This window comes from Campylobacter massiliensis, assembly GCF_014253065.1.
Classification (GTDB): Bacteria; Campylobacterota; Campylobacteria; order Campylobacterales; family Campylobacteraceae; genus Campylobacter_A; species Campylobacter_A massiliensis.
In genome coordinates this window covers 242,536-268,031 of record NZ_JACLZK010000001.1, presented here as the reverse complement: position 1 = coordinate 268,031, position 25,496 = coordinate 242,536, and the positions used below count along the sequence as shown (strand labels likewise).

The window sequence follows — 25,496 nt, the reverse complement described above, 5'->3', positions numbered from 1 at the left end:
TTCTTATCCTTTTTTGGTTTTAAATTTTTTAATAGTTTTTTTGATGGCCTTTAGCAGGTATGCGACGTCTTTTTGCGTGTGGGAGTAGTGCAAGCTCACGCGCACCCAGCCGGGCTTTTGATCAAATTTCTGATCGTCTTTTAGTCCGAGCAGATCGTGTCCGTACGGACCGGCGCAGGCGCACCCAGCACGGGTCTGCACGCCGTAGTCCTCACTCAGCGCTTCGGCGAAATCATAAGGCGAAACGCCTTTTACATTAAACGCGAAAATCGGCAGTCTAGGCACTCCGCGCGGGCAGTAGCTCACGATCTCGGGGATCTTATCCAGCCCCTCGCAAAATAGCTTCGCTAGCTCATCCTCGCGGCTTTTTATGACGTCTAGGCCGACCTCGTTTCGCAGTCTGTATGCTAGCGACGCTCTGATCAGCCCCATCACGTGCTGGGTGCCGCCCTCCTCGGTACGCTCTACGCTTGGCGCAAAAAAATGCGAGCTGCGGCTCACGTAGCTAACCGTCCCGCCCGCGGCAAAGGTCGGTTTGTCTGATTTTACGAGTTCTTTTCTTATCGCGAGCAGTCCGCAGCTGCCTACGCCTCCTAAAAGTTTATGCGGCGAGAGAAATAGCGCGTCGAAGTAGTCGGCGTCGAGGTTGTCGTGCGAGCTAAAGCTAGCCGCGTCAAAGGCCACCGTCGCGCCGTATCGCTTCATCATCACGTAGATTTTTTTGTAGTCGCTGATTATCCCCGTGACGTTTGAGGCCGCGCTAAAACAGCCGATGATCTCGCGCTTTGAGTTGATTTTGAGCAGTTGATCTAGCCTGCCGAAATTTATCTCCCCGCTCTTGCTTAGCGGTATGCGCACGACCTCGCACAGCCCCTCGCGCAGGCTGACCTCGTTTGAATGGTGCTCGTATGGCGAGACGATAACGAGGGGCAAATTTGCGCCTTTTACCGCCTCTTCGCCCAGGCGGTTCGCGCTCATAGGCGGCAGGTAAAGCCCCATGATTTCCTGAAATTTCTTTATCGCTCCCGTCGCGCCGCAACCAGCAGAGATCAGATAAAATCGATCGTCAAGCCCAAGAGCGTCTTTTAGGCTCTGCCTTGCTTTTTCGTAGCGTTTTTGCGTCTTTAGCGCGTTTGAGGCGCTTTCTGAGTGCGTGTTGGCGTAGGTTTTTAGGTATTTTGCGATCTTACGCTCGATAGGCGCGTAGGCTAGGCCCGAGGCCGTATAGTCAAAGTAGCGCACGCCTTTTTTTAAAATAATATTTTTCCTGATTTCGTCGATGCTAACCAAAATTTTTCCTTATAAAAAAAGAGATTATAACCAAAGTTGTGCTAAAATGGGCTAAAAAGGAGCAAAAATCTACGCCTTAAAATCAAGCTACGCGCGCTTTAAGCACCTTGATGTCTTGCAGCTTATTTACTTTCATCTAGTCTTTGACGCGCTAAAATTTGAAGCGAATTATTACGATATTTTCGAGGCGATAGAGAAAGAAATTTTAGATAAATTTGAAGATCTGTCTCTCAAATTTAGCTTTGACGCGCCTTTTGAAAACGAGCTTAAATTTGCCCTTTGCAAGCTTGCTAAAAACGACCGCAAAAAATACGCTCTAAATAAATTTCTGCCCCGCCCCCTCATCCTAAAAATTTACGCCGCCGCGATAAACTCAGGCGTAGTCAGCATCGAAAAGACGCTGGAAAAACCGCGCGTAAAAAGCAAATATCAAAAAGCCAAAAAGCTGCCCGAGCGCGATAAGGCGCAGGATAAAGTGGTCTTTAACGACAATTTTACTAGGTTTTGGTTTTATTTCATCGAGCCAAATTTAGCCCTTTTAAAAAACGGCGAAAAAGGCGCTTTGATGGAGATTATCAGACGCGAGTTCGACTCGTACGCGGGCTTTGGCTTTGAGCTGCTTTGCCGCGAGCTTTTGGCGTTTAGACTAGGCACGGAGCCTGCGCGGGTGCGCAGCCTGTGGGCGAAAAATATCGAGATAGATATATTTTTGAGCCTAGGCGGACGCATCATCGTCGGAGAAGCTAAATTTAAAGAGCATAAAATTTGCAAAAACGTGGTAAATTTACTCCTTAAAAAATGCGAGCGACTAGGCTTCGTGCCGGACGCCGTCGCGCTATTTTCCAAAAGCGGCTTTAGCAACGAAGTAAGCCGCCTAAAAAACGACCAAATTTTACTTTTTGATTTAGAAAATTTCGAGGAGCTTTTATGACCCAGATCGACAAAACCAGCGTCCAAGACGGACTAAAAAGCCTGATCGAGCAGACCTATCTGATAGAGCGCGAGTATAAAAACCTGACCGCGTCGTATGCGAATTTGCAAGGCTTTATCAAAGATATCGTGGAAATTTTGCCCAATGCGATCTGGGTTTTGGACGAGGCGGGCGAGATATTTTTACAAAACTCAGAAGCCCTAAAACTCGGGCAAATTTTAAAATTTATCCCGCAAAATGAAGGCGAGATAAGCGCTGCGGGGCAAATTTATCTCATCAAGATCGCCCAAAAAGAGGGTAAAAAAATCATCTCCGCAACCGACATAACGACCGAAAAACGCACCGAGCGCCTAGCTTCGATGGGTCAGGTCGCAGCCCACCTCGCCCACGAGATACGCAACCCCGTTGGCTCGATCTCGCTGCTAGCATCCACGCTGATAAAAAAGGCCGACGAGCGCGCTCGCCCCGTCGTCGAGCAGATGCAAAAGGCGATCTGGCGCGTCGAGCGAATCATCAAGGCCACCTTGCTTTTTACCAAAGGCCTAACGATAAACGCGCGCGAATTTAACCTAGCCGAGCTAAAAAGCGAGTGCGAGGTGGCCATAGAGTGCTACACATACGGCAAGGAGATCAAATTTAGCCTAAATTTCCCCGACCTGCCCTATGTGGGCGACCGCGATCTGCTGGCGATGGTGTTTCAAAATATGCTGTTTAACGCGATCGATGCGGTCGAGGAAAACGAGGACGACGAGGGCTGGGTGCGCGTGGACTACGAGCAGCGCGAGGGCGAGCATAAATTTGCCGTGACCGATAGCGGCGTGCCGATCAAAAACCAAGCCATGGTCTTTGAGCCGTTTAAAACGAGCAAGCTAAAGGGCAACGGCCTTGGTCTGCACCTGTGCCTGCAAATAGTCCAAGCCCACGGCGGCAGTATCGAGATCGAGCTTGAGCCAAAGAGCTTTTGCGTAAATTTGCCCGCAAAGACGCGCGGTTAGGCGGTAAATTTGATAAAATTTGATGCTCTAGGCGGAGTTTAAATTTGAACGCGAAATTTAGGGCGGCTCGCGGTTTGAAATTTGCTTCGGCTAGCCGAACAACAAACTCAAAAACAATCAAAACAAGGAGAGAAAATGAAATTTGATGCGAAAATCTTAGAGGATTTGGCGAAGTGGTTTGAGGAGCTAAAGGAGATTAAACTTAGCGAAATTTTAGCGGGCGACGCGGCAAACACCGCCTTTATCAGCGTGGATATGATAGAGGGATTTTGTAGCACCGGACCGCTAGCTAGCCCACGAGTGGGCGCGATCGCGGACGCCATAGCGCAGGCTTTTAGCGCGGCTTACGCGGCGGGCGCTAGAAATCTCGTGCTACTTGAGGATAGCCACGAGGCAAACTGCGCGGAATTTGACGCATTTCCGCCGCACGCTATCAAAGGCACCGAGGGCGCAAAGACGATACCGCAGCTGCGCGATCTACCGTTTTTTGACGAGATAAAAATCTTTCGCAAAAACTCCCTGAGCGCGGCCTACTGCGCCGAATTTAACGCGTTTATCGCGCAAAATCCGCACATAGACACCTTCGTAGTGCTCGGCGACTGCACAGATCTATGCGTCTATCAACTAGTCTCGCACCTAAAGCTTAGCGCAAACGAGTCAAACATCAGGCGCAAAGTCCTAGTACCGGCAAACCTCGTCGCCACCTACGACGCGCCGGGGCACGAGGGGGACTTTTATCACGCGATGTTTTTGCGGCATATGCAAACGGGTCTTGGCGCGCAGGTCGTACGAGGTATTAAATTTTAGCGCCGATTTTGCGAGCGGAGCGGCTAGTAAATTTAGACTGCTAGCGGCGTCAAATTTGAGCCTAAGCGCGAAATTTGGCTACTTGCCGTGCGTTTGCACAAAAGCTCTAGGATGATAAATTTGCACGCCTTTAGCCTCCGTCTGCGTGGCGGCGTAGAGGCAATCAAATAAAAAATATAGCAGCCGCATTATTTTAGGTATAATACCGGCAATGCGGAGCTGCCGCATGAAATTTTATTTTCGGAGGCGTTTTATGAAAATTTTAGGCAAAATTCGAGTCGGCGCGGCGGCGCTTGGAGCAGTGATGTGTTTTAGCGGCGCGCAGGCGCTTTATGTTATCGATTATATCGATTTTAACGAGCAGTGGTTGCGGCAGGATGCGTATAACCGTGCTATGAATCAGGCGAAGAAGAATTTAAATCCGCCCGATGATTCCGCCTATGTCAAAGACGTTAAGACCGATATACTCTATACGGGCGCGCTGGTGAGAGCGGGGGATGGTTTTTTGAATATATACGCGGACGGCGTTGAACGGCTGGCGGCGCTTTTTCCTGCGGCGCAGCGAGATGAGGGGCGGCGCTTAATCGTGGAGGGCATAGACAAGCTAGACGGTAGCGTCGAGCAGCTATACGGCATACCCAAAGAAAACGTGGCGACCGGCATCGTGGCGCTGCTAGGAGGCGCTTACGCGGCGTATTTTAATCATCCGATGCCAGATGAAGCCGTAAAGCCCGCATTTTTACAGATCGCCGAGTTTTTGCGCAAAAAACCGGAGCTGTTTGAGGGAAAAGCTACGGAAATGATGAACTCGTATCAGATATCTATGGGGCTTGGGTTTTTGCTAATGGCAATGCAGCAGGAGTTACAGCAGCATCCAAATCCGGCGCATGAGACGGAGCTAAAAGCCATAGGCAGGCTGGTTTTTAAATCATTACTAAACGTAGAACCGGAGCAAATGGATTTTACCGCATCTGGGATAGTCTTTAAATAGGCATTTTGATTTTTGCACGAGCAAAACAAAACTGCGCGCAGGCTTGCGCTACCTGTTAGGCGGCTTGCGGCGCAAAAAGTCGTCCTACCAGCGCTTTTGGCCGCAGCCAGGCAAATAGCCCAACATAAACGCGAGCCTCTTTTTTGACACACCCGACTTTTGGCCGCGACCGAGCAAATACCCAAACCGCGCTCAAGGGTCAAATTTAAATAGGTCTGCGCGCCTTGCAAAATTCAGCCGATTTTTTATTTTAAAATAGCGGGCGCATTTTTCGGCGTTTTTAAAAGCTTAAAGCCAAAACGACCTTTACGCTTTTGCTTCTAAATAAACTCTCTTGGATGATAAATTTGCACGCCTTTAGCCTCCGTCTGTGCGGCGGCGATGACGGCGGCCGCGATATCTTTCGCGCTCATCGGGCGGTAGTTCGTTAAGATAAACTTCGGCAAAAACCCAAACAGCCAAATCGTAAAGAGCTCGCCCATACGCACCTGCTCGCGCTCGCTTTTTATCGCAGGTAGCCGCGCGATTTGCACGCTCTCGTATTTTAGCGCGGCGATCTTTTTCTCCGCCTTGCCCTTTGCGCGCAGATAAAAAAATCTTGACCGCTCGTCCGCACCCTGCGACGAAATGAGCGCAAAACGGCGCGCGCCCGAGGCGATGCCCCATTTTGCGATATTTACTGGGTAGCTCACGTCCACTTTATAAAACTGCCCGCGGCTGCCGGCTTGCTTCATCGTCGTGCCAAGCGCGCAAAATATCTCGTCTATCTCGCGCGGCGGCATGTTTTTTACGTCGCAAAAATTTACGATCTGCGTCTCTAGCTTTTCGTGGCTAAATTTTAGCTCCCTGCGCGTCCAAACGATGATTTTGTCGTAGTTTTCATTTTCGCAAAGCCCGCGAACGATCTCGCGCCCAACCGCTCCCGTAGCTCCCACGACCAAAGCCGTTTTACCCATTTTCGCTCCTTAAATTTCTTTAAATTTTAGCGCGCTTTGAGGTCAAATTTAGCTCCGATATTACGTTACTCAAATTTCACACTTCGTCGCGCGACGCATAATGCATAAATTTAGCGTTTGCCCGCGTAGTCAAATCGCGCAGCCCCCAAGCTAAACTCGAAGCTGTTTCGATCCACCGCGCCCACGCACGCGTCGCTATCGTAAAGCGCAAGCAGAAATTCCGCCATCTCCTCGCTTGAATGATAGCGCTTAAAAGCCGCGTCGTAGTCGTAGCCCGCGTCATCCGTCGCTACGGGGCCGAATTCCGTCCTAGTCGCGGCGGGCGCTAGAACTTTAGCCTGCATTTTGGCCTCTTTATCCTGCGCCAGCTCGCGGTGCAAGCCCTCAGTAAAGGCGCTTACGAAAAACTTGCTCGCGCAGTAGGTGACGGCGTTTGGCACCATGCTGTAGCCGCCAGCGGAGGAGATATTGATGAGCTGAGTGGGTTTATACTTGTAATCGCGCACGAAGAGGTGGCTTAGCAGCGTGAGCGAGATGATATTAAGCTCCAGCATCTGCGAGATTTTGGATAGATCGCGCTCGCCGACCGCGCCGTAATCCCCGAAGCCCGCATTGTTTATGAGCGCCTTTAGCTCGTAGCTTTTTAGCTCGTCCCAAAGCGCTAAGACGTTCTCGCTGCGCGCAAGGTCGCAAATTTTAACGAGGGCGTCTGATTCAGGCGAAATTTTAGCGATCTCGTCCTTTAAGCTTTGCAGAAGCTCCGCTCTGCGCGCGATTAGGATCAAATTTTCTCCGCACCCAGCAAACGCCTTTGCCGTAGCTGCTCCGATACCAGAACTCGCGCCGGTGATGACGATATATTTTTTCATTTTCTATCCTTTCTTGGTTTTTTCAGTTTGAAATTTTACTAAAGCCCGCCGCGCATTCACGCGTGAACTCATCTTAAATTTACAAATTTGCCTGCGTTTTGTGAGGCGGTTTATTCGTCGCTTACGGGCGTGCGCTTGGTATCTACCGCTTTGCCGTCCAGATAGTACCGACCGCCGGCGACGTAGTGAAGCGTCTTTAGCTCGTCAGGGATCTTTTCAAACAGCCAGTGTCCGCCGTCAAATATCCGCTCGTCCGCATACGCCGCGACGACCTCGCCGATGAAAAGATCGTAGCACTGCTCGTTGTGAGGCTCGGGGATGCGCTTGCAAACGAGCCATGCCGCGCAGCCCGCGATCAGCGGCACGCGGGAGTCATCTTGATAAAAAATTTCCACGTTTTTCATCTTGTCCGCGTTATCAAAGCGCGAGTTGTTTTCGGCGCCCAGCTCGCTAACCAGCTCCGCCTGCGCTGCCGTGGGGATCTGCACGGCGAAATACCCGCTCTTTTCGATGAGCGTCCTCGTGTACGAGCCATTGTGCGGCACGATGGTAACCTTGTCATAATCAAGCGCCTGCGCCCACGTTATCGCCATCGCATTGACGTCGTCGCCGTGTTTTGCCGATACGAGCGTGGTCGCGCCCGGGTTTAGGATGCGGTATGATTTTTGTAAATCGACTTTAATGATAGCCATTTTTACTCCTTTGACCTGGTTTTTGTTAAATTTGCCCGCTGTTTTGAGCCGCCTTAGCGGGCGCTTTTAAATTTGACTTCAAATTTACCCTGGCCTCGCCGTGCTGCCCACCCTATCTCAAATCCAAAAGCCGCAAATTTAACTAAATTTACTGCGCTTTTTGGCAGTGCTCCCCGTGCGGCACCAACTCGCAAAGGCGAGCGTATAGCCGCTTCACCTCAGCCTCGCCCGCGATCTCGCGCAGCTCTTTTTCGTGGTATTTAGCCAGCATGATGCAGCCAGCGAGCATATCCGTTTCGTGGCAGCTTCTAACAAGCGCCATTACCCCTTCCTTGGCCCCATAAGGCATCGCCATCGTGCCGAATCTAAAACATCGCCAAGCGTCCATCTCGCACGCCTTGCGCATATAGCCGACCGCCTGCTCCGGCGCGCTGCTACCGATCGCTAGCCCCAGATGCTCGCACCCTAGCGCCGAGCCCTTTTCGCATGCGGTTTCATATAGTTTTTTCGCGCGTTTTTCGTCCTTGCCGGGCGCGCCGTCAGCCTCAAAGCTCTTGCCGTACTGCACGCAAGCATCCTGATAGCCGCTATCGCAAGCCGGGCTCAAAATCTCCCTTGCGGCAACGAAATCTTTATTATTTATATGCATTTCGCCCGCCGCCGCGCATGCGTCAAATTTACCATCCTTGCACGCATCAAGCAAAATTTGCATCGCTTCGCGAATGTCTTTTTCGTTCTGCTTTTTGGTCTGTTTTTGGTAAAACAAGATCACGCGCTTGCAAGCTCTCGCGTCCTTTTGGGCGCACGATTTTTTGAGCTCCTCGTATCTAGCGCTTAAAAACGCCTCTTTTTCGGGGCTGAGTTCGCCTTTTTTAGGCTCGCCTGCCATAGCCGCGATAGCAAAAAGTATCAACACAATCAAATTTTTCATTTTATTCCTTAAATTTATTTTCTTAGCGCCCTTACCAGGCTAGCGCCTACGCCGATCGGTTCGCGCAGGGCTTTTATCTTAAATTTATTTTTCAAAATTTCGTAGCTAAACTCATCTGCAGCGTATCTTTTTATCAGTTTTAGCTTCATTGCCTTGCCTTACCAATCTAAAACGGGTACTTTTATACCTCTAAATTTTGCCGTTATTATAATGCAAATTTGGAGATTTTTACAAGGCGCCGAGGATAATTAAAGGGCAAATTTGCCCTTTAAATTTAGTTTAGTAGAAGTGATTTTATATCTATTTTTTGCTCGATCATCTTACTTTCAAGCATAAATTCTTGCGTAGCTTCAAGGGCTTTTATATCATCAGCCGTGATCTTTGAGCTAAAGTCGTACTGAGGGTACATGCTCTTTACCGCCTCTATGCTTAGCCCAGTCTCTTCGGCCGTAAATTTAAGCGCCTCGTCCTCGTTTGCCTTGATGTAGTCTAAAATTTCGTCCTGAGCCTTTTTAAATTTCTCAACTACCTCTTTATGCTTTTTATAAAACTCGCCGCTTGTTGCGGTGACGATGACCGGAGTGATGACGCCTTTGCCGGTTGTGACCACATTTAGGCCTGATTTTTGAGCGTTATAAGCAGCAGGTCCTGCAAGAAGCGCTGCATCGACGCTGCCGTTTTCAACTGCGGCTTGCGCAGCCGGAATGCCCATAGAGATGAACTCTACGTCATTTATGCTAAGCCCTCCAAGCGCTAGGTATCTAACCAAAAGCTCGTTTAAGATCGTGCCCTTTGGACCTGCTACTTTTTTACCTTTTAGATCTTTTGGCGACTTTATGTTTTGGTCCTTAGAAAATATCACAAATGCCTCTGGCGCCCTTGAATAGGCACTTATGATCTTTATATCAGCCTTATTTGCCGCTGCAAGTATGACCGAAGTTCCGCCCACGCAGTTTAGAAACTGGAGCGAATTTGAAGCGAGCGCTTGCGTTTGTTTAGCGCCCGAGGTGATCTCGGAGTACTCGACCGGCACGCCAAAAGACTTCGCGTAAAAGCCTTTAAATTTATCGACGATCGATGGGACATTTAGCGGCGATTTGACGTAGGTCATGCCGATCTTATCTAAGCCTTCGCTTGCGTTTGCGACTAGACAAAACAAAGAGGCCGCACACAAAACCTTGAAAAACTTTCTCATATTGCTCCTTTAAAAATTTTATAAATTATATAATTTTTTGCTTCATTTTAGTTTTAGTTATCATTTTTTATTCTAAATTTCACTCAAAATTTTGCGTTTTACGGCTATTAGCTCCTCGCTTAGCAGATCTCTTGGCCTTGCTGAATTTGATAGATCGTAGTTTGATTTTATCCCGCCCTTTTCAAGCAAGATGATCTCATCAGCCAAAAACAGCGCCTCGTCTATGTTGTGCGTGACGAAAAGGATAGTTTTGCCGGCTTGTATTTTTAAAATTTCAGCCTGCATGCTAGCTCTCGTAAATGCATCAAGCGCAGCAAACGGCTCATCCATGAGGATCAAATTTGCCTCGTACGCAAGCACCCTTGCAAGCGAAACGCGCGAGCTCATGCCGCCGGATAGCTGCGAAACGGCGGCAAATTTAAAGTCGCTAAGCCCTATCATAGATATCAAACTATCGATCTTTGCAGCCTCTATCTCCTGCTTTTTAAGCGGAAAAACGATGTTTTCATAGACGTTTAGAAATGGCATAAGGCGGGCCTCCTGAAATACAAAGCCGATCTTTGCTGGCTCTTTAAATTTTATCTCGCCAAGGCTAATGCTCTCAAGGCCAGCAACAAGCCTTAAAAGCGTCGTTTTGCCACATCCGCTTCTACCAAGTATGACGGTGATCTTATCTTTTTTTATATTTAAATTTAGCTCTCTCAAAACGTCGATACGCTTCTCACCGATATAAAAATGCTTGGATAAATTTGAAATTTCTATCATTTCTCACCTCGCAAAAGGCTAAATTTCGCTATCAAAAGCAAAAAGAGCCTATCTATGAGCACGCCGCAAATGCCGATCGTAAAAATGCCTACAAATATCCTATCCGCACGCGAAAGCTCCTCAGCGTCAAGTATGAGGTAGCCCAGCCCGCTTGAAGCCGCTATCATTTCAGCTCCGATGATCGCGCGCATGGCGTAGCCAAAGCCTATTCGCATGCCGACAAAGATATCTTTTAGCGCGCTTTTTAAGATGATCTTGTAAAAAATTTCAAATTTGCTAAAGCCAAAAATTTTGCCAACCTCGATGAGCTTCACGTCACAGCTCGTTAGCCCCTTTTGGATACTTAGAAACATCGGGAAAAACGAGGCTAAGACGATAATAATGATCTTTGGCGTCTCGTTTATACCAAACCAAAGCACCAAAATGGCTATTAAACTAAGCGGAGGGATGTTTCTAAAAAACTCTAGTATCCACTCGTAATAAACGCTGATCTTTGGCAAAAGTGTCGCTATACCGCCAAGCACGAGCGCTAGGGCAAAAGAAAGAGCATATCCTACAAATATGCGCTTAAAGCTGGTGATCGTATGCGTGGCAAGCTCGCCGCTTAGGCTCATGCTATACATCGTCTTTAGCGTCGCTGCCGGACTTGGCAAGATATACGGCGTGAAAATTTCTAGCTCGCAAACGACCTGCCAGAGGGCAAAGATCGCTAAGATCAAAATGCTCTTTTTAAAAATCTCCCTCACAGCCCATCTCCGTTGTGACAGCCGTTTTCGCAGTACAAAAGCTCGATGATCCGGTAGTTTTTAAGCTCGCTAAATTTATATGAAAGGGCATTTTCTATCTTCTCTTTGCTACCAAGGCTTAGAGTTTTTACGCCCAAATTTGTGAAAAAGCCCGGCGGTACCGGACTTTGCTCGATACTGCGCATCTTTAAATTTATAGCGTTTTGCTCCCTAAAGCTTTTCCACGTCAAAAATGTGGTTCGCGCTAAATTTAGCCTCCTGCCAAGCTCAGCCAAGTCCTCGCAGGGCGTCGTCACATAAAGCCGCTCGTCCTCTTTTAGCTTTGAGCTAAGCTCGATGGCGCTTTCTATTAAAATGGGATTTAAATTTGAGATGAGAGCGGCTTGCTCTTTAAAATTTGCTCTGACGAAATTTACAGCCCTCGGACAGCGACTATCAAAGATGAGCTCGCTTTGTGTAAGGCCATTTTTGTATGCGTTTTTTACGCTTTGGACGTGGTCTTTTTCGCACTCTACTACGCTAAAACCTTTGTTTTGTAAAATTTCTTTAAGCGCCGCAAAGTCGTAGATGTTTTTTACAATAGGATTTAGCCAAACCAGTTTTTTCATAAGAGCTCCCGTCAAATTTAAAGACAAAATGTAATAATTGAAATCAGAATTGTATCATTTGAAAGCAAAAAGACGGCTTTGGAAGCCAAATTTATAAGAAAACGGCTAGACTTTTACGTCCGGCTTTTGCTTTTTTTGCGATTTACCACGAGTCTTAGTATGCTTTTTTAAGCCTCATTAGCTCTTTTAGCACGCTTTCTCGCGTGTTTTCTTTAAATTTAAGCCCAAAGCTTGCCGATAAATCAGTCAAATTTGATTAATCTTGCGTCGTCAAATTTAAATTCAAAAAGCGCTCGCGAGACAAGCCGCTTTTAAATTTTACGACGGGAGCTACCGTGCGGGTAATGACCAAGCTAAATTTAAAAGCAGCGAAGTATAAACCAAAAAGACGAGCCGTAAATTCTCAAATCTAAACAGCCTGCCTTAAGCCTAGCGCCCTCTCCTCAAAACCCTCACCCACGATAAACTCCGTCGTATATACCAGCGCGCGGCCTTCCTGCGCGTCTTTGATACGGATGATCAGGCGTTTGTTGTTTTTATCGGCTGCGGCGCGGTGTTCGCCGATGGCGGCACGGTAAATTTGCGTGATGAGATCCTTGCCCGTTTCGTCCAAATTTAGCTCCAAAACCAGATCCTCAAGCTCTCTTTTGACTCTGTTTTCGCTAGACGTCTGGCCGTTTTGGTAGCTGCCGCCGCTACTTTCCTTGCGCTGTTTAAAGCTTCTGCTTTGGAAATTCATATCGCGCGCATCCTCTAGGCTCACGACGTCGATGAGGTTTATGCGAGCGCCCTGATCGTCGCGGCTGTAGCGCACCTTAAAGGCTAGCGGAGCGTTCTTTTGCTCGTCGCTTAGGCTATCGATGAGCCCCTTTTCGGAGTCAAACGCCGCAACCTTAAACGTGCTAAAAAGATCCATGATGCTTAGCATCATAAACTCTTTGCCGCTCTTTTTGCTCGTGATGCTGGCGACCTCTCTGATCTTGCCGACGACTAAGATCTCGCTGGTCTTATCTATCTTGCCAAAGTCTTTGCTAGGCGTGTGTTTTATCTGTTCGATTTGCTCTTTGTATTTTTCGAGCGGATGCGAAAAGTCCATACCCATAGCCTCATCTAGCGTCAAAATTTTATCCAAATTTATGCGCATGAACTGCCCGTCTTTGGAGTAGCGAACCTTAAACGCATGCGGCAGATCGCGCTCGTCCGCACTCATCGACTCGACCGCGCCAAGACCTCTGTCAAAGACCGCGATCTCGACCGTGCCGTGAAAGTCAAGCATCTCGATCGTGCCCATTTTTTTGCCGTTTTTCTTGCTGATCCTGGTCGTTAGGTCCTCTATCTTGCCCACGAGCAGCATCTCGCCATTTTCTGGTAGCTCGTCAAATTTATCGCTTAGCGTGTATTTTATCTTTGAGATTTGCTCGCGGTACTCGTCTAGCGGGTGGCCCGAGAGGTAGATACCCACGCTTTCTAGCTCAAATTTGAGCTTGGTTTTTAGTTCTAGCTCGGAGTCGTCGCGCACGAGACTAGTTTTAACCGTGCCCATACTCTCATCGTCGCCAAAGAGGCTCTCGGCCGCGTTTTTCTTGATAGTTGCGGCATTTTTGCACGCCTCTACGATGTTATCTAGGTTATTTAGCATCATCTTGCGCGTTAGGCCGAAACTATCAAACGAGCCCGATTTTATCAGGCTTTCAAAGACTTTTTTATTTACCTTAAAGTTATCCACGCGCGAGACGAAGTCGTCGATATCCTTAAACTCGCCCTTGGCCTGCTCCTCTAGGATATTTTCGATCGCCGCGCCTCCGACGCCTTTTATCGCGCCTAGGCCATAGATGATGGCGTCCTTGCCTCCTTCGCTAACGACTGAGAATTCTTTGGCAGATTTATTGACCGACGGCGGCAGGATAGCGATATCTAGGCGCTTACACTCGTCGATGTAGCGCGAAATCTTATCGGCGTTGGTCTCCTCGCTCGTGATGAGAGCCGCCATAAATTCGGCCGGATAGTAAGTCTTCATATAGGCCGTCTGAAAGGTCACGTAGGTGTAGGCCGCGGCGTGGGATTTGTTAAATCCGTACGAAGCAAAGTGCAAAATAAGCTCAAACAGCTCGTCGGCCTTTTTGCCGTCTAGCCCCTGCGCCTCGGCGCCTTCGATAAATTTGCCCTTTAGCCTATCCATCTCCTCTTTTATCTTTTTACCCATCGCGCGGCGCACGAGATCCGCGCCCCCCAAAGAAAAGCCGCCGATAGTCTGCACGATTTGCATAACTTGCTCTTGATATACGATAACGCCGTATGTGGGCTCTAGTATCGGCTGAAGCTCGGGGAAAATGTACGTGATAGGCTCCAGGCCGTGCTTGCGCTTGATAAAATCAGGAATAAGATCCATCGGACCCGGACGGTAAAGCGAGATCATCGCGATGATATCCTCGAAGCAGTCGGGGCGCATATCGGCTCCGACTTTTTGCATACCTTCGCTCTCTATCTGAAACAGTCCCAGCGTCTGGCCGCTACTAATCGTCTCGTAGGTTTTGGGGTCGTTTTTATTGACCTGCTCCCAGATGATTTCCTTGCCAAATCTCTTTTTTACGAGCTTTACGGCGTTATCTATCACGGTTAGAGTCTTTAGCCCCAGGAAGTCAAATTTGATGAGGTCGACGTCCTCTAGGTACTTTAGGCTATACTGCGTGACGAAGTGATCCTCCTCGGCGTTTGGCTGACGAAAAAGCGGGGTTTTGTTCCACAGCTCCTCGTTTGAGATGACCACGCCCGCCGCGTGCATGCCGGCGTTTCGGTTTAGACCTTCGAGGTCAAGGGCGAATTTCCAAATTCTATTTGCATTTGAGTTTGTCGCTATCAGCTCGCCGATCTTTGGCTCTTTTTCAAAGGCCTGTTCTAGCGTGATGCCTAGCTCGTCAGGGATGAGCTTAGCCATAGCGTCGGCCTCGGCATAGGGCATGTCGCATACTCGCGCGACGTCTCGGATGACGCCTTTTGCCAGCAGCTTACCGAAGGTTATGACTTGAGCCACGTTAAATTTGCCGTACTTTTCGATGACGTAGTCGATGATCTCGCCGCGGCGGTTTTGACAAAAGTCCACGTCGATATCGGGCATGCTCACGCGCTCCGGGTTCAAAAAACGCTCGAAAAGCAGGTTATAGGGCAGCGGATCCAGATCCGTGATCTTTAGACTATAGGCTACTAGGCTGCCCGCCGCCGAGCCGCGTCCCGGGCCTACCGGCACGCCGCGCTTTTTAGCTTCATTTATAAAGTCCCAAACGATCATCATATAGCCCGGGAAGTTCATCTTGTTTATGATATCTATCTCGCGCTGCAGACGCGTCCTATACTCCTCGTGGCGCTCTGCGGGGACGAATTTAAGCCTATCTTCTAGCCCCTGCCTGCACTCGTGCTCAAATAGCACGCTGTCGTTTGGTATGCTGTAGCGTTTATCAGGCTCGGGCAAGCTCAAATTTCGCTCGGCGGCGTATTCGAGCGTAAATTTAAAATTTGGCGGCGTAGCGTCGCCTAGCTTGATAGTGAGGTCGCATTTATCTACGATTTCTTGCGTATTTGTGACGGCTTCGGGGATATCGGCGAAAAGCTCGCTCATCTGCGCGGGCGTCTTTACGTAAAACTCATGCACGCTGTGGCGCAGGCGGTTTGGATCGTCGAGCAGTTTGTTCATCGCGATACACATGAAAACCTCGTGCGCGTCGGCTCTTTGCTTAAACGTATAGTGCGTGTCGTTAGTTGCGATGACCTTGATATTTAGCTCTTTTGCTAGGCGCAGGATTTCATCGTCTATCCTACGCTGATCGCCGATGCCGTGGCGCATGATTTCTAGGTAAAAATCATCGCCAAAGACATCTTTATACCACAGCGCGGCTTCTTTCGCCGCCTCATATCCGCCTGCGCCGAAACGCAAATTTCGCTCGCTTTGGTTGAGGTTCCAGTTCACCTCGCCTTGCAGGCACGCCGAGGAGCAGATGATGCCTTCGCTGTGCTCTTTTAGTATCTTTTTGTTGATACGCGGATAATAATAAAACCCCTCGATATAGCTCATGGAGCTCAGATACATCAGGTTTTTGTAGCCGATTTCGTTTTTTGCGATGAGGCAGAGGTGGAAGCGCTGCTTGGTGCTTTTATCTCCCAGCTCCTCGCCGTTGTGGATGTAGGCTTCGATGCCGATTAGCGGCTTTATGCCTTCATTTTTCATCGTTTTATAAAAGTCTATAGCGCCGAACATATTGCCGTGGTCGGTGATGGCTGCGGCTTTGACGCCTTGTTTTTTTAGCGTCTTAGCTAGCTCTTTGATACGGTTGGCTCCGTCTAGCAGCGAATACTCCGTGTGCAGGTGCAGATGCGTAAAATCTGTAAAATCGCTCATTTTTCGTCCTTTTTAATGCTTTTGATTTTACAGAAACTTTGCTTTTAGGCGGATAAATTCGGCCCGGCCTAAATTTAGGCAAGCGCGGGAAATAGGCTGCTTGAGCGAGTTTTTCGTAAAATTTAGACTGGAATTTTTACAAAAATTTGCTCAGGCTTTGCCGTCAAATTTTAACCCGAATTTGACGCTCGGATTTTTGGGCCGGCGGCGTAAAATTTGCAGTCGGCGACGCGTATTTGATCTAAATTTACGACTCAAAATTCGGCTTAAATTTGAGCGGCAAATTTGACGCAATCTCGCGGACGGACGTAAATTTTGCTAAAATTCGGGTAAATTTAGCAGGTAGCGGGAGTAAAATTTGAATACGGCAGACAAAAAAGACTTAAATTTCACGAATTTAGGCTCGGATAAATTTGAGAGGGATTACGATAAAGAGCCGATAGTTATCAAAAACTACGAGAGGTTTTTTGTTGCAAATTTACTTCCGTTTTGTATTTTCGCAACGGTCGTTGTAATGCTCGGACTTGATTATTTTTGGCCTGAATTTGACAAAACGCCTCGTCAGATTTTAGTAAATAACATTATTTTGGGATACTTTATCGTGCAAGGACTGCTATATATCATCATCTCGTATTACGTTTGCGTGATAAAAAATAGATTTGAGGTGAAATTTACCTCAAATTTTATTTGCTTTTACAAAAATGATAAAATCGAAAGAAAATTAGCGTCCTGCGATCTAAATTTATCTAAGAGTTTTTGGCTGATGCCCTCTTCGCGCATTATAGAGATTATTTTTATACTCATGTGTATTTTGATTTTGTGCATAGGCCTTTGGTATTTTATTGTTATTCCTATTGCGCTTAATATTTTATTTAAGCTATTTTTTCATATCGTTTTTTCTGGCAGATTAAAGGGGTTTTCAATATTTTCAGCAATTGTGATTAACGGCTTGCCCCAAAGCGATCAACAGCTTCAATATTCTGGTTACTTGACTGGGCTAGTAGCAAACAAAAACTATCTTTTATACATAATCGATAAGAAAACTTATATAGAAGTAAAGGAGTATTTTGAACAAAAAAGCGATATCGAAATGGATAAAATCAAAAAATATTATTTCTAGCGGACCATTTTTAAGCCGGATGCTCCATATCGTCAAATTTATCGTTTAAAATTCTATCAAACAAATTTCTCTTTAAACATCTCAAGCAAATTGGATAGGCTTTCGCATTTTGATGCGTCAAGGCCGAGTTTAAGGGCAGCAAATTTATAGTGGATTTTGGCACCGTCCGCTACGCTTACCGCCGGTGCGCTCGAGCTTTTGGATAGCTTTTTGCCGCCATGCGCTAGCAAGCCGTGATGGATGAAATTTGCGCCCGCAAAATCGTAGTCCAGTATCTGCGCCATGTACTTTTGCGCCGCCGAGCACGCGAGCAGATCCTCGCCTCGCACGAGCAAATTTATGCCTAAGATCTCGTCATCCACGAGGCTAGCGAGATTATACGCGGGCGTATCGTCCTTTTTCCAAACGACGAAATCGCCCAAAATTTGCGCCAAATTTATGCTCTGGGTTTGCGCGAATTTTTCCGTTTCAAACACAGTCTCGTCCGTCAAATTTAGGGCGCCCAAATTTGCCGAATTTAAAATGCGTTCTTCCGAATTTTCTACCTCATTTAGGTTAAATTTCTTATCGCCAGGTTTCCCTCTGTCCGAGCCGAGCAAATTTGCCGATTTTTTTAAACCGTTTGCCACGCCGTCTTGCGCTGCTTGCTCATTACCGCAAAGCCCGCCCGCCAGGCTCATCTCTCCGCTGGAGCCGCACCCCAAAGCATCAAAATTTATCAAATTTTGCCCGACTAAAATTTCCGCCCCGTCGATGGTGCTTAGCCGCATGGTCGTTTCGTCTTTTTTAAATTTAAGATTTTTCTCCGCGCAAACCCGCGCGTAAATGCCGTTTTTAAACGAATTTTTCATCGAGTGCGAGCACTCGCAAGCATAGCAAACGCCTTTTTGCTCGAGCTTTTTTAGCGCGTTTTGGTAGGCATCAAGGCGAAATTTGGAGCTAAATTTACTCTCAAATTCCTCCACTCCGCCGGGACCGCCGTCAAAATCAATGCCCAACATATCAAGCACGCGAAAGATATTTTCCACGTATTGCCTGCGGTAGCGCGGCAGGTCGTAGTCGTCGATCCTTAAGTACAAAATCCCGTCAAACGCACGAGTAAAAAGATAGGTCAGCAAGAAGTTGTAAACATTGCCCGCGTGCAAAAAGCCGCTTGGCGTCGGAGCGATACGAGAGGTGATTTTTTGGTTCATTTGGAGTGAAATTTGGTTAAAAAGCTTAAATTTAAAAATTAGTTAAAAGCCGTCAGATTTGACGGCCGGATTATTCTTTAGGTTTAGATTCGTTTACTCTTAGAGCTCTGCCGCCTACTTCCTTGTTGTTTAGCGCTTCGATCGCTTTTAGCGCGTCTGCATCGTTTTCTATCTCGACGAATCCGAATCCTTTTGAGCGATTCGTGTCGCGATCTTTGACGATTTTCGCGCGTTTTACTTCGCCAAAAGGCGCAAATGTATCCTTAAGCTCTGCCTCAGTCATGCGATATGACAAGTTACCGACGTAAATATTCACAGTAACGTTTCCTTAAATCAAATTCCCGATAAATCGGTTAAGAGATGATACCTGAATTTAAATAAAAAAGCTAGATAAAAATTGATATTTTTATAATTTTTTGTAAATTTAAACCTCAAGAAACGCTTTTAAAAATTTATTTTTTATTTGGCGGTTTTTGACTAGGTAAATTTTGCCGTAAATTTAAAGCATTTTGGTCGTGAAACGTCGGCCGATCAGCGCAAATAAATTTATAATTGAGCCAAGAAGCGCGATTTTATCGGCAGTTTACATAATTTCACGGCCGCAAATTTAACGTTTGCACGCTTTGTTTAAATTTAAGCCGCGCCTTCGATAAAAGCAAAACGCGCGGCCTTCGTTAAATTTGAACCATCAAATCGTTATTTAACAAACAAGAGTCCGTTTTTCACTTCGTTATAAACTTGCTCGCCGTTTAAAACCTTAACCAGCTCCAAAGCAAACTCCATCGCGGTGGCGGGGCCTTTTGAAGTGATGATATTTCCGCTTTGCACGACGTTTTTATCGCTCACGTACGTTCCGCCCTCGACGCTAGCCTCACAGCTAGGATAGCATGTATACTCGCCCCTCATGATCTCCGCCACTCCAAGAGCTATCGGCGCGGCGCAAATGGCGGCGACGAATTTGCCTTTTTTATCAAACTTTTTGATCGTCTCTCTCATTTTTAGATTACCTGAGATATTCGTGACGCCCGTATACCCGCCCGGCAAAACCAGCATATCGTACTCCTCGATTTCGAGGTCATAAAGCGTCATGTCGCAGACGAATTTCACTCCGTGAGCACCCGTGATAGGTAGCTTGTCAAGGCCTACTATATGGGCCTCCACGCCGCCTCGTCTAAGCACGTCCACGATGCTAACGCCCTCTATCTCCTCAAACCCGTCGGCAAAAATCACGGCAACTTTTTTCATAATTTTCTCCTTAAATTTTCGGATTATTATACTCTCGTTTGCTAAATTTGCGCTATAATCGCGCCACTTTAAATTCGAAAGGAAGGAAAATGGAAGTAAAGATTACATATTGCAATTCTTGAAACTATAGACCGGTAGCTTCTCGTGTAGAAGAAGAATTTTTAAGTCAAATTCCAGGTGCTAATATTAGCAAAATCGTCGGTAGCGGCGGAAACTTCATAGTTGAAGTAGACGGAAAAGTAGTCTTTTCTAAAAAAGATCTCATCGGTACGGACGTAAACGCCCTGCCAAATCACGAAGAGATCGTTGCTTTGGTCGATAGCGTTAAAAAATCAGCCTAAAGTCTAAGCTAAGGCTTAGGCCTTGGCTTTTATTTCTTCAAATTTTATCTCGTTTTTTTCATATTTTTCAGCAAATCGTTTATACGCCTCTCAAAAATTTTCCATCTAGTTTCGTTTCCGTATTTTTGAAACAAATTTAACGCTTGGCGGATCAAAATTTCTTGTTCACGCTTTATGAGTAGATATTCAAAAAGCTGGTCAATCACCGCTAGGCCGTTTCGCTCCAGCATCAAATCAATCAAATTTCGTTCGGTTTTTATCTCCTCAAAAAAACTAAATATCGCTCTTAAATCGCTCGCTAAATTTTCGCAAAGCGCTGCCGTGTAGGTATTTTCGTTGATTTCATAGTAAGCCGTTTTGGAGTCTATGATAGATGAAATTCTATCCCTAAAATGGCATTCGTATTCTTTGGGTTTTGAGATAAATTCTTTGCCAGTCGCAGCGTCTATAAAAGCGCCGTAAATGCCGCAATTTACGTAAAATCTAGTTTCAGATGCGGTATTGCCGCTACTTTTTTGAAAATTTACGACATAGATAAATTCGGGAGTATTTTTGTAGAAATTTAGCCCGTTTTTGGTAAAGCCGTTATCTTTAAACAGCGGCTTTACTTGGGCTATAAGCTCGTCAAATTTTGCTTTCATCAAATTTGACGACTGCGGTTATTTATTTGCGCGCTCGATGTATTCGCCGCGGACGGTATCTACGCGGATGACCTCGCCTTCAAGCACGTGGAAAGGTATCTGCACGACCGCGCCGCTCTCAAGCGTAGCAGGCTTTTTACCGCCTTGGGTGTCGCCTTTGAAATTCGGCGGAGTCTCGACGATCTTTAGCTCGACGACCTGCGGTACTTCTACGCCGATAGCCTTGCCGTTGTGAAACAAAATCTCAACCATCATACCGTCTATCATCCATTTTTTGACATCACCCACGTCCTCGTCGCTGATCGCTACTTGCTCGTAGGTCGCAGTATCCATAAACTGGCAGAACTCGCCGTCGTCGTAAAGATACTGCATCTCTTTTTCTTCCAAATTCGGCTGATCGCATTTGTCACCAGCGTGGAACGTCTTTTCAAGCACTTTGCCGTCGATGAAAGATTTGATTTTCGCGCGAACGAAAGCCGCTCCCTTGCCCGGTTTTACGTGCTGATACTCGACGACTTTATACGGAACGCCGTCTAGCTCGATCTTTAGTCCTTTTTTTAGGTCGCCCATAGAATAGGTTGCCATTTTTTCTCCTTGTGGTTTTAAAGGGTGATTATATCAAAAAAGCTTTTAGTTTAGTTTAAGAAGCGGCGAGGCGGCAAATTTGACCGCGCTCGCCGAAGCAAACCTCAAATTTAAGGCTTAAATTTGAACTCGCCTTTTTCCTTGCTTCGCTCGGACTGCGAGTGGATTTCTCTCTTCATCTGTTCGCTTACGCTAGGATCGTCTTTTTGTATCTTTTGAAATTTCTTTTTTTCGGTCAGAATTTTCTCGAAATTTTTCGTAGTTTGCTTTTGCACCTGACTCTCGCAACCCGTAAGCAAAAGCAAAATCGGTATAAAAAGTAAAAATTTCATATTTAAGCCCTCCTTAAATTTAAGCCCGAATTAGGGCTTAAATTTAGACAACTGCGTATTTTGCCCATACGCAAACGTCAAGATCGTTTAGCTTAGCCAGCGTTTCTTTGGTTATCTTTTCATCGACCAACACGACCGCGAGCGCCATACCGTGATCGTCGCGTCCTAGTCGGAAATCGGCGATATTGATCTTTTCTTCGGCGAGGATAGACGAAATTTTAGCGATAACACCCGGAACGTCGTTGTTTTTAAAGATAATCATCTTACCTTTAGGCTTAAAGTCGGTCTTAAAGCCGTTTATCGTCACGATGCGTTGCTGATTTTCGCCAAATACCGTTCCGCCGATCGTCACGACGTCGTTTTCGGTCGTGATACGAACGGTGATTTTATTTTTGAAAATACTATTGCCGCCGACGCTGCTCTCCGTCGTGATACCCTTTTCGTCGCACAAAAATTTAGCGTTTACGTAGTTTATCGTATCGCCCAAACTCTCTTTTAAAGCGCCCACGATCGCAAAGGTAAGCATAGAGTTAGCGTACTCGCTGATAGGGCCGTGCGTCTCGATACGGATAGCTTTGATAGCTTTTTTGTTGATCTGCGCGGCGAGAAAGGCCATCTTGCTCGTAAGCTCGATATAAGGCTCTACGAAAGGCGGCAGGTCCTCCGTTTTTATCGGTAAATTTAGCGCGCTAGGATAGCTGATGCCGCGAGCCGCCGAGATAGCCTGCTCGGCTGCGGCGATAGCGATATTAGCCTGAGATTCCAACGTATTTGCGCCAAGATGCGGCGTGACGCTGACGTTATTTAGCTCAAGTAGCGGATGATCCGTCGCCGGTTCCTTCTCAAACACGTCGATGCCCGCAAACGCTATCTTGCCGCTTTTTAGGCCGTTATATAGCGCCTCTTCGTTGTAAAGGCCGCCGCGAGCGCAGTTTATGAGGCGCACGCCGTCCTTCATCTTTGCGATCTCCGCCTCGCCGATCATGTTTACGGTTTCTTTATTTTTAGGAGTGTGTATGGTGATGAAATCGCACGCAAAGATATCGTCAAAATTTCGCGTATAAACGCCGCCCATATCGGTTACTTTCGAGGGATCTATATACGGATCGTAGGCAACGATTTGCATACCGAAAGCCGCAGCCCTAGTAGCCACGCGAGAGCCGATGTTACCAAAGCCGATGACACCTAGAGTCTTGTTAAAAAGCTCGACGCCGTACCATTTCTCGCGTTTCCAAATTCGGTCGATTTTTAGATCGTTGTGAGCGTACGGAAAAGAGCGGGCGGCGGCTAGCATATGAGCCATCGTTAGCTCTACCGCGGCGATCGTGTTTGCCGTAGGGACGTTCATCGCGATAATGCCGCGTTTTGAGCAGCCGTCGATATCTACGTTGTCGACGCCCACGCCCGCGCGCACGAGAGCTTTTAGATTTTTGGCTGCATTTAAAAATGCCTCGCCGACCTCGGTCGAGCTTCGCGTGATGGCCACGTCAGCCTCGCCTAAAATCTCCAAAAGCTTGTCTTTAGGCATACTTACCGCATCGATTACTTTTATATCCTCTTCGCGATTTAAAATTTCAAAGCCGACTTTATGTATTGCGTCGCACACTATTATCGTTTTCATAGCTTGATCTCCTTGAAGGTTGAGCGTATATCATACGCTTTAAGTTCGTTTATAACGCGGTTTAAAACGCCGTTATCTTGCGTGTTGATGTAAATTAAATTTTGCGAATTTTCTTTTACTACGCTAAAATCTACGGGTATGTTTTTTAATGTTTGAGTAAGGCAAAACATCGAATAGATATCGTTTTTATCAATCATTAGCTGATAGGCTGTTTTTATGACGGATTTTGAGTCGTCTTTAAATTCTACAAATATCTCGTTGCTTGCCAAAGCATATTTTCTAGGAGCTAAATTTGCCATTTCGCCGACCCAAGAAGCTAGGTTGCCGGACAAATTTCGCTCCTCATTATTTTCCGATATCTTTAGCTCCGCAGGCGCGGGCGCTTTTAAATTTACATCCGCATACTTATACAGCAAAGCGCCGCATATACAGACGAAAATCAGCACAAAAGCCATCGCGCCCCAGAGCAGATATCGCTTCATTTATTTACGATAGCTGCTCTTTGATAATGTCGCCCAAAGTAACCTTATCGTCGCTATTTATCTCGTTTAACACCTCGCGCTCTTTTTGTCTTGCAAGGCGTCTTACGCTTAGGCGAATTCTATTTTTCTTCTCATCGATAAAGGCTATCGCAGCTTCAATATTATCGTTTATGTTTAGACTTTCAGCGCTTACACTACCGAGGTCTTCTTTGCGGATGAGCGCATCGACGTTATCGCCAAGCTCTACAAATACGCCGAAATCTTTAATATCGCGAATTTTACCCGTTACGATGTCGCCTACGCTAAATTTTTTAGCATAGGCTTGTACAGGACTTTGTTTTAGATCTTTTTGGCTAAGCGAAATTTTTTGCTCGTTAGAGTCGATTTTGATTATTTTTACCTCGATCTCATCGCCTACTTTAAATAAATCTTTACACTTGTCGTTTCTATCCCAAGAAGCGTCTTCGTTGTGAAGCAAACCCTCTACTCCGCCGATTCTAACAAATGCCCCAAAGTTCGTCACGCTAGTAACTACGCCTTTAGTAATGTCGCCTTCTTTAAATTTGGCCTTAAATTCGTCAAACGGTTTTTTGAGTAGGTTTTTTAGGCTCACTCTTAAGCGGCGATCTTTTGCATCTATCTCGATAACCTCGACGTCAAGCTCCTCGCCCTCGCTGATGTGATCTTTTGGATTTTTGATATTTTTATCCCAAGAAATTTCAGAAATGTGCAAGAACCCCTCTATATCATTGCCAAGATCGACAAAAGCGCCGTAAGGCTCTATGTTGCTAACGGTTACCTTGATAGTATCGCCCACCTCAAGACCGTCTTTTATCTCTTCCCAAGGATCAGGAGTCGCAGCCTTGATAGATAGAGACAGGTGCTTCTTCTCATTATCGTATTTGATAACTTTTACTAAAACCTTATCGCCCTCTTTGTAGATAGAGCCAGGATTTACAGGTCCTTTATAGCTTATCTCGCTGTAGTGCACGAGTCCGTCTACACCGCCTACATCCACAAACATGCCGTAGGTAGTAATTTTCTTAACCACGCCCTCTATTACGTCCGTATTTTCAGCGACTGCGGATATCGCCTCTCTTTTTTTCTTTCTATCTTCGTCGAGTAGTTTTTTTCTCGATACGATGATGCTTTGCTCGTCTTTGTCTATCTTTATGACTTTTACTTTAAACGACTTTCCTACTACCGCGTTTGCGTCCTTAAAGCCGCCTTGCGAGCGAGGCAAGAAAAACTCGATACCCTCGCTATTTTGAGCAACAAAACCGCCTTTATTTTTACCGATTATTTTTACGTCGAATACGTCTTGATTTTCTTCATTATATGAATCTATGTAAGCTTTAACTTTTTCTTTTCTAAGCGCTTTTTTGTGAGAAACGATAGGTTTACCGCCTTTTGAGCCGGTTATTACGACTTTTATCGTATCGCCAGCTTTAAATTTAAGCTCTCCGTTTTCGTCTTGGATCTCGGAAATATTTAAAATTCCCTCCGATTTTTTACCGACGTTTACAAAAACCTCGTCGCCTTTAATATCGACGATTATTCCGTCGCTATCTTCTTCAGTCTTTTTAAAAGACTCCTCTAACATCGCGGCAAAATCGTCGTCTTCGATACCGTCGTTTGCCTTACTAAGCTGAACTTTTTTGTTCACCGCAGCCATCTTGTTCCTTTTGTATATATTTTGCTTTTAACACAATTAGACCCAATTTTACTTAATATTAACTTATTAGTAGATTAACTTACGAAATTTCAGGG

The 25,496-nt window shown here is 46.4% G+C and carries 26 protein-coding genes; 6 read left to right on the top strand and 20 right to left on the bottom strand.

From position 1 onward, the window contains the following. Positions 1-3: 3 nt before the first annotated feature. Positions 4-1,290: an aminotransferase class V-fold PLP-dependent enzyme gene (locus H7R39_RS01265; RefSeq protein ID WP_185897623.1), complete on the bottom strand. Its 1,287-nt coding sequence runs from the start codon at positions 1,288-1,290 to the stop codon at positions 4-6. A gap of 115 nt (positions 1,291-1,405) precedes the next feature. On the opposite strand from H7R39_RS01265, the gene H7R39_RS01260 reads away from it, so the two are divergent. From H7R39_RS01260 to H7R39_RS01245, 4 genes are all read left to right on the top strand, one after another. Further along, positions 1,406-2,221, top strand: coding sequence for a DUF234 domain-containing protein (locus tag H7R39_RS01260; protein WP_185897622.1), 816 nt, complete (start codon positions 1,406-1,408; stop codon positions 2,219-2,221). Next, the gene (locus H7R39_RS01255; protein ID WP_185897621.1) at positions 2,218-3,216 is read left to right on the top strand and encodes a sensor histidine kinase; all 999 of its coding nucleotides are present in this window, start codon (positions 2,218-2,220) and stop codon (positions 3,214-3,216) included. Before H7R39_RS01260 ends, H7R39_RS01255 begins: the two co-directional genes overlap by 4 nt. Positions 3,217-3,351: 135 nt before the next feature. Beyond that, positions 3,352-4,023 carry a cysteine hydrolase family protein gene (locus H7R39_RS01250; protein WP_185897620.1) on the top strand — a complete coding sequence of 224 codons (672 nt, stop codon included), beginning with the start codon at positions 3,352-3,354 and terminating at the stop codon, positions 4,021-4,023. 253 nt (positions 4,024-4,276) lie between these two features. Then, positions 4,277-5,014, top strand: a complete 738-nt coding sequence (locus tag H7R39_RS01245; protein WP_185897619.1) for a DUF6683 family protein — start codon at positions 4,277-4,279, stop codon at positions 5,012-5,014. Between the two features lie 320 nt (positions 5,015-5,334). Here H7R39_RS01245 and H7R39_RS01240 read toward each other — a convergent pair whose 3' ends face one another. From H7R39_RS01240 to dnaE, 10 genes are all read right to left on the bottom strand, one after another. Further along, positions 5,335-5,970, bottom strand: a complete 636-nt coding sequence (locus tag H7R39_RS01240; RefSeq protein ID WP_185897618.1) for an NAD-dependent epimerase/dehydratase family protein — start codon at positions 5,968-5,970, stop codon at positions 5,335-5,337. 110 nt (positions 5,971-6,080) lie between these two features. Then, positions 6,081-6,839, bottom strand: coding sequence for an SDR family NAD(P)-dependent oxidoreductase (locus H7R39_RS01235; RefSeq protein ID WP_185897617.1), 759 nt, complete (start codon positions 6,837-6,839; stop codon positions 6,081-6,083). 110 nt (positions 6,840-6,949) lie between these two features. Then, positions 6,950-7,531, bottom strand: a complete 582-nt coding sequence (locus tag H7R39_RS01230) for a flavin reductase family protein (RefSeq protein WP_185897616.1) — start codon at positions 7,529-7,531, stop codon at positions 6,950-6,952. A gap of 148 nt (positions 7,532-7,679) precedes the next feature. Next, on the bottom strand, positions 7,680-8,462 hold the full coding sequence (locus H7R39_RS01225) for a tetratricopeptide repeat protein (RefSeq protein WP_185897615.1): 783 nt from the start codon (positions 8,460-8,462) through the stop codon (positions 7,680-7,682). A gap of 14 nt (positions 8,463-8,476) precedes the next feature. Beyond that, entirely contained in the window at positions 8,477-8,611 is a 135-nt protein-coding gene (locus tag H7R39_RS11405) for a hypothetical protein (RefSeq protein ID WP_267454492.1), read from the bottom strand. 125 nt (positions 8,612-8,736) lie between these two features. Continuing rightward, positions 8,737-9,657 (bottom strand): ABC transporter substrate-binding protein, encoded by a 921-nt coding sequence (locus H7R39_RS01220; protein WP_185897614.1) that lies wholly within the window; start codon positions 9,655-9,657, stop codon positions 8,737-8,739. Positions 9,658-9,729: 72 nt separating this feature from the next. Beyond that, positions 9,730-10,422 (bottom strand): ABC transporter ATP-binding protein, encoded by a 693-nt coding sequence (locus H7R39_RS01215; protein ID WP_185897613.1) that lies wholly within the window; start codon positions 10,420-10,422, stop codon positions 9,730-9,732. Continuing rightward, positions 10,419-11,168: an ABC transporter permease gene (locus H7R39_RS01210; protein WP_185897612.1), complete on the bottom strand. Its 750-nt coding sequence runs from the start codon at positions 11,166-11,168 to the stop codon at positions 10,419-10,421. Before H7R39_RS01210 ends, H7R39_RS01215 begins: the two co-directional genes overlap by 4 nt. After that, complete coding sequence (locus H7R39_RS01205) at positions 11,165-11,776, bottom strand: hypothetical protein (RefSeq protein ID WP_185897611.1); 612 nt, start codon at positions 11,774-11,776, stop codon at positions 11,165-11,167. Before H7R39_RS01205 ends, H7R39_RS01210 begins: the two co-directional genes overlap by 4 nt. 409 nt (positions 11,777-12,185) lie before the next feature. Next, on the bottom strand, positions 12,186-16,166 hold the full coding sequence (gene dnaE, locus H7R39_RS01200) for a DNA polymerase III subunit alpha (RefSeq protein WP_185897610.1): 3,981 nt from the start codon (positions 16,164-16,166) through the stop codon (positions 12,186-12,188). 358 nt (positions 16,167-16,524) lie between these two features. Between dnaE and H7R39_RS01195 the strand changes: the two genes are divergently transcribed. After that, complete coding sequence (locus tag H7R39_RS01195) at positions 16,525-17,286, top strand: hypothetical protein (RefSeq protein ID WP_185897609.1); 762 nt, start codon at positions 16,525-16,527, stop codon at positions 17,284-17,286. 56 nt (positions 17,287-17,342) lie between these two features. On the opposite strand, the gene H7R39_RS11140 is transcribed toward H7R39_RS01195, so the two are convergent. The 3 genes from H7R39_RS11140 to H7R39_RS01180 all read right to left on the bottom strand — a co-directional run bounded on the left by H7R39_RS11140 (position 17,343) and on the right by H7R39_RS01180 (position 19,724). Then, positions 17,343-18,479, bottom strand: a complete 1,137-nt coding sequence (locus tag H7R39_RS11140; RefSeq protein WP_228724696.1) for a glutamate--tRNA ligase family protein — start codon at positions 18,477-18,479, stop codon at positions 17,343-17,345. A gap of 70 nt (positions 18,480-18,549) precedes the next feature. Continuing rightward, a complete protein-coding gene (locus tag H7R39_RS01185; RefSeq protein WP_002948394.1) occupies positions 18,550-18,795 on the bottom strand; it encodes an RNA recognition motif domain-containing protein in 246 nt (81 codons plus the stop codon). A 380-nt stretch (positions 18,796-19,175) separates the two neighbouring features. Beyond that, positions 19,176-19,724: a DJ-1 family glyoxalase III gene (locus H7R39_RS01180; RefSeq protein WP_185897608.1), complete on the bottom strand. Its 549-nt coding sequence runs from the start codon at positions 19,722-19,724 to the stop codon at positions 19,176-19,178. A gap of 89 nt (positions 19,725-19,813) precedes the next feature. On the opposite strand from H7R39_RS01180, the gene H7R39_RS11400 reads away from it, so the two are divergent. Continuing rightward, positions 19,814-20,065 carry a SelT/SelW/SelH family (seleno)protein gene (locus H7R39_RS11400; protein ID WP_267454489.1) on the top strand — a complete coding sequence of 84 codons (252 nt, stop codon included), beginning with the start codon at positions 19,814-19,816 and terminating at the stop codon, positions 20,063-20,065. Positions 20,066-20,109: 44 nt separating this feature from the next. Here H7R39_RS11400 and H7R39_RS01170 read toward each other — a convergent pair whose 3' ends face one another. The 6 genes from H7R39_RS01170 to H7R39_RS01145 all read right to left on the bottom strand — a co-directional run bounded on the left by H7R39_RS01170 (position 20,110) and on the right by H7R39_RS01145 (position 25,401). Next, positions 20,110-20,706 carry a DUF4304 domain-containing protein gene (locus H7R39_RS01170; RefSeq protein ID WP_185898470.1) on the bottom strand — a complete coding sequence of 199 codons (597 nt, stop codon included), beginning with the start codon at positions 20,704-20,706 and terminating at the stop codon, positions 20,110-20,112. An 18-nt stretch (positions 20,707-20,724) separates the two neighbouring features. Continuing rightward, positions 20,725-21,291 (bottom strand): elongation factor P, encoded by a 567-nt coding sequence (gene efp, locus H7R39_RS01165; RefSeq protein ID WP_002948377.1) that lies wholly within the window; start codon positions 21,289-21,291, stop codon positions 20,725-20,727. 110 nt (positions 21,292-21,401) lie between these two features. Beyond that, positions 21,402-21,623, bottom strand: coding sequence for a hypothetical protein (locus H7R39_RS01160; RefSeq protein ID WP_185897607.1), 222 nt, complete (start codon positions 21,621-21,623; stop codon positions 21,402-21,404). A 43-nt stretch (positions 21,624-21,666) separates the two neighbouring features. Then, positions 21,667-23,244, bottom strand: coding sequence for a phosphoglycerate dehydrogenase (gene serA / locus H7R39_RS01155; RefSeq protein WP_185897606.1), 1,578 nt, complete (start codon positions 23,242-23,244; stop codon positions 21,667-21,669). Further along, positions 23,241-23,726, bottom strand: coding sequence for a hypothetical protein (locus tag H7R39_RS01150; RefSeq protein ID WP_185897605.1), 486 nt, complete (start codon positions 23,724-23,726; stop codon positions 23,241-23,243). Before H7R39_RS01150 ends, serA begins: the two co-directional genes overlap by 4 nt. 4 nt (positions 23,727-23,730) lie before the next feature. Next, positions 23,731-25,401, bottom strand: a complete 1,671-nt coding sequence (locus tag H7R39_RS01145) for a 30S ribosomal protein S1 (RefSeq protein WP_185897604.1) — start codon at positions 25,399-25,401, stop codon at positions 23,731-23,733. Between the last annotated feature and the right edge of the window lie 95 nt (positions 25,402-25,496).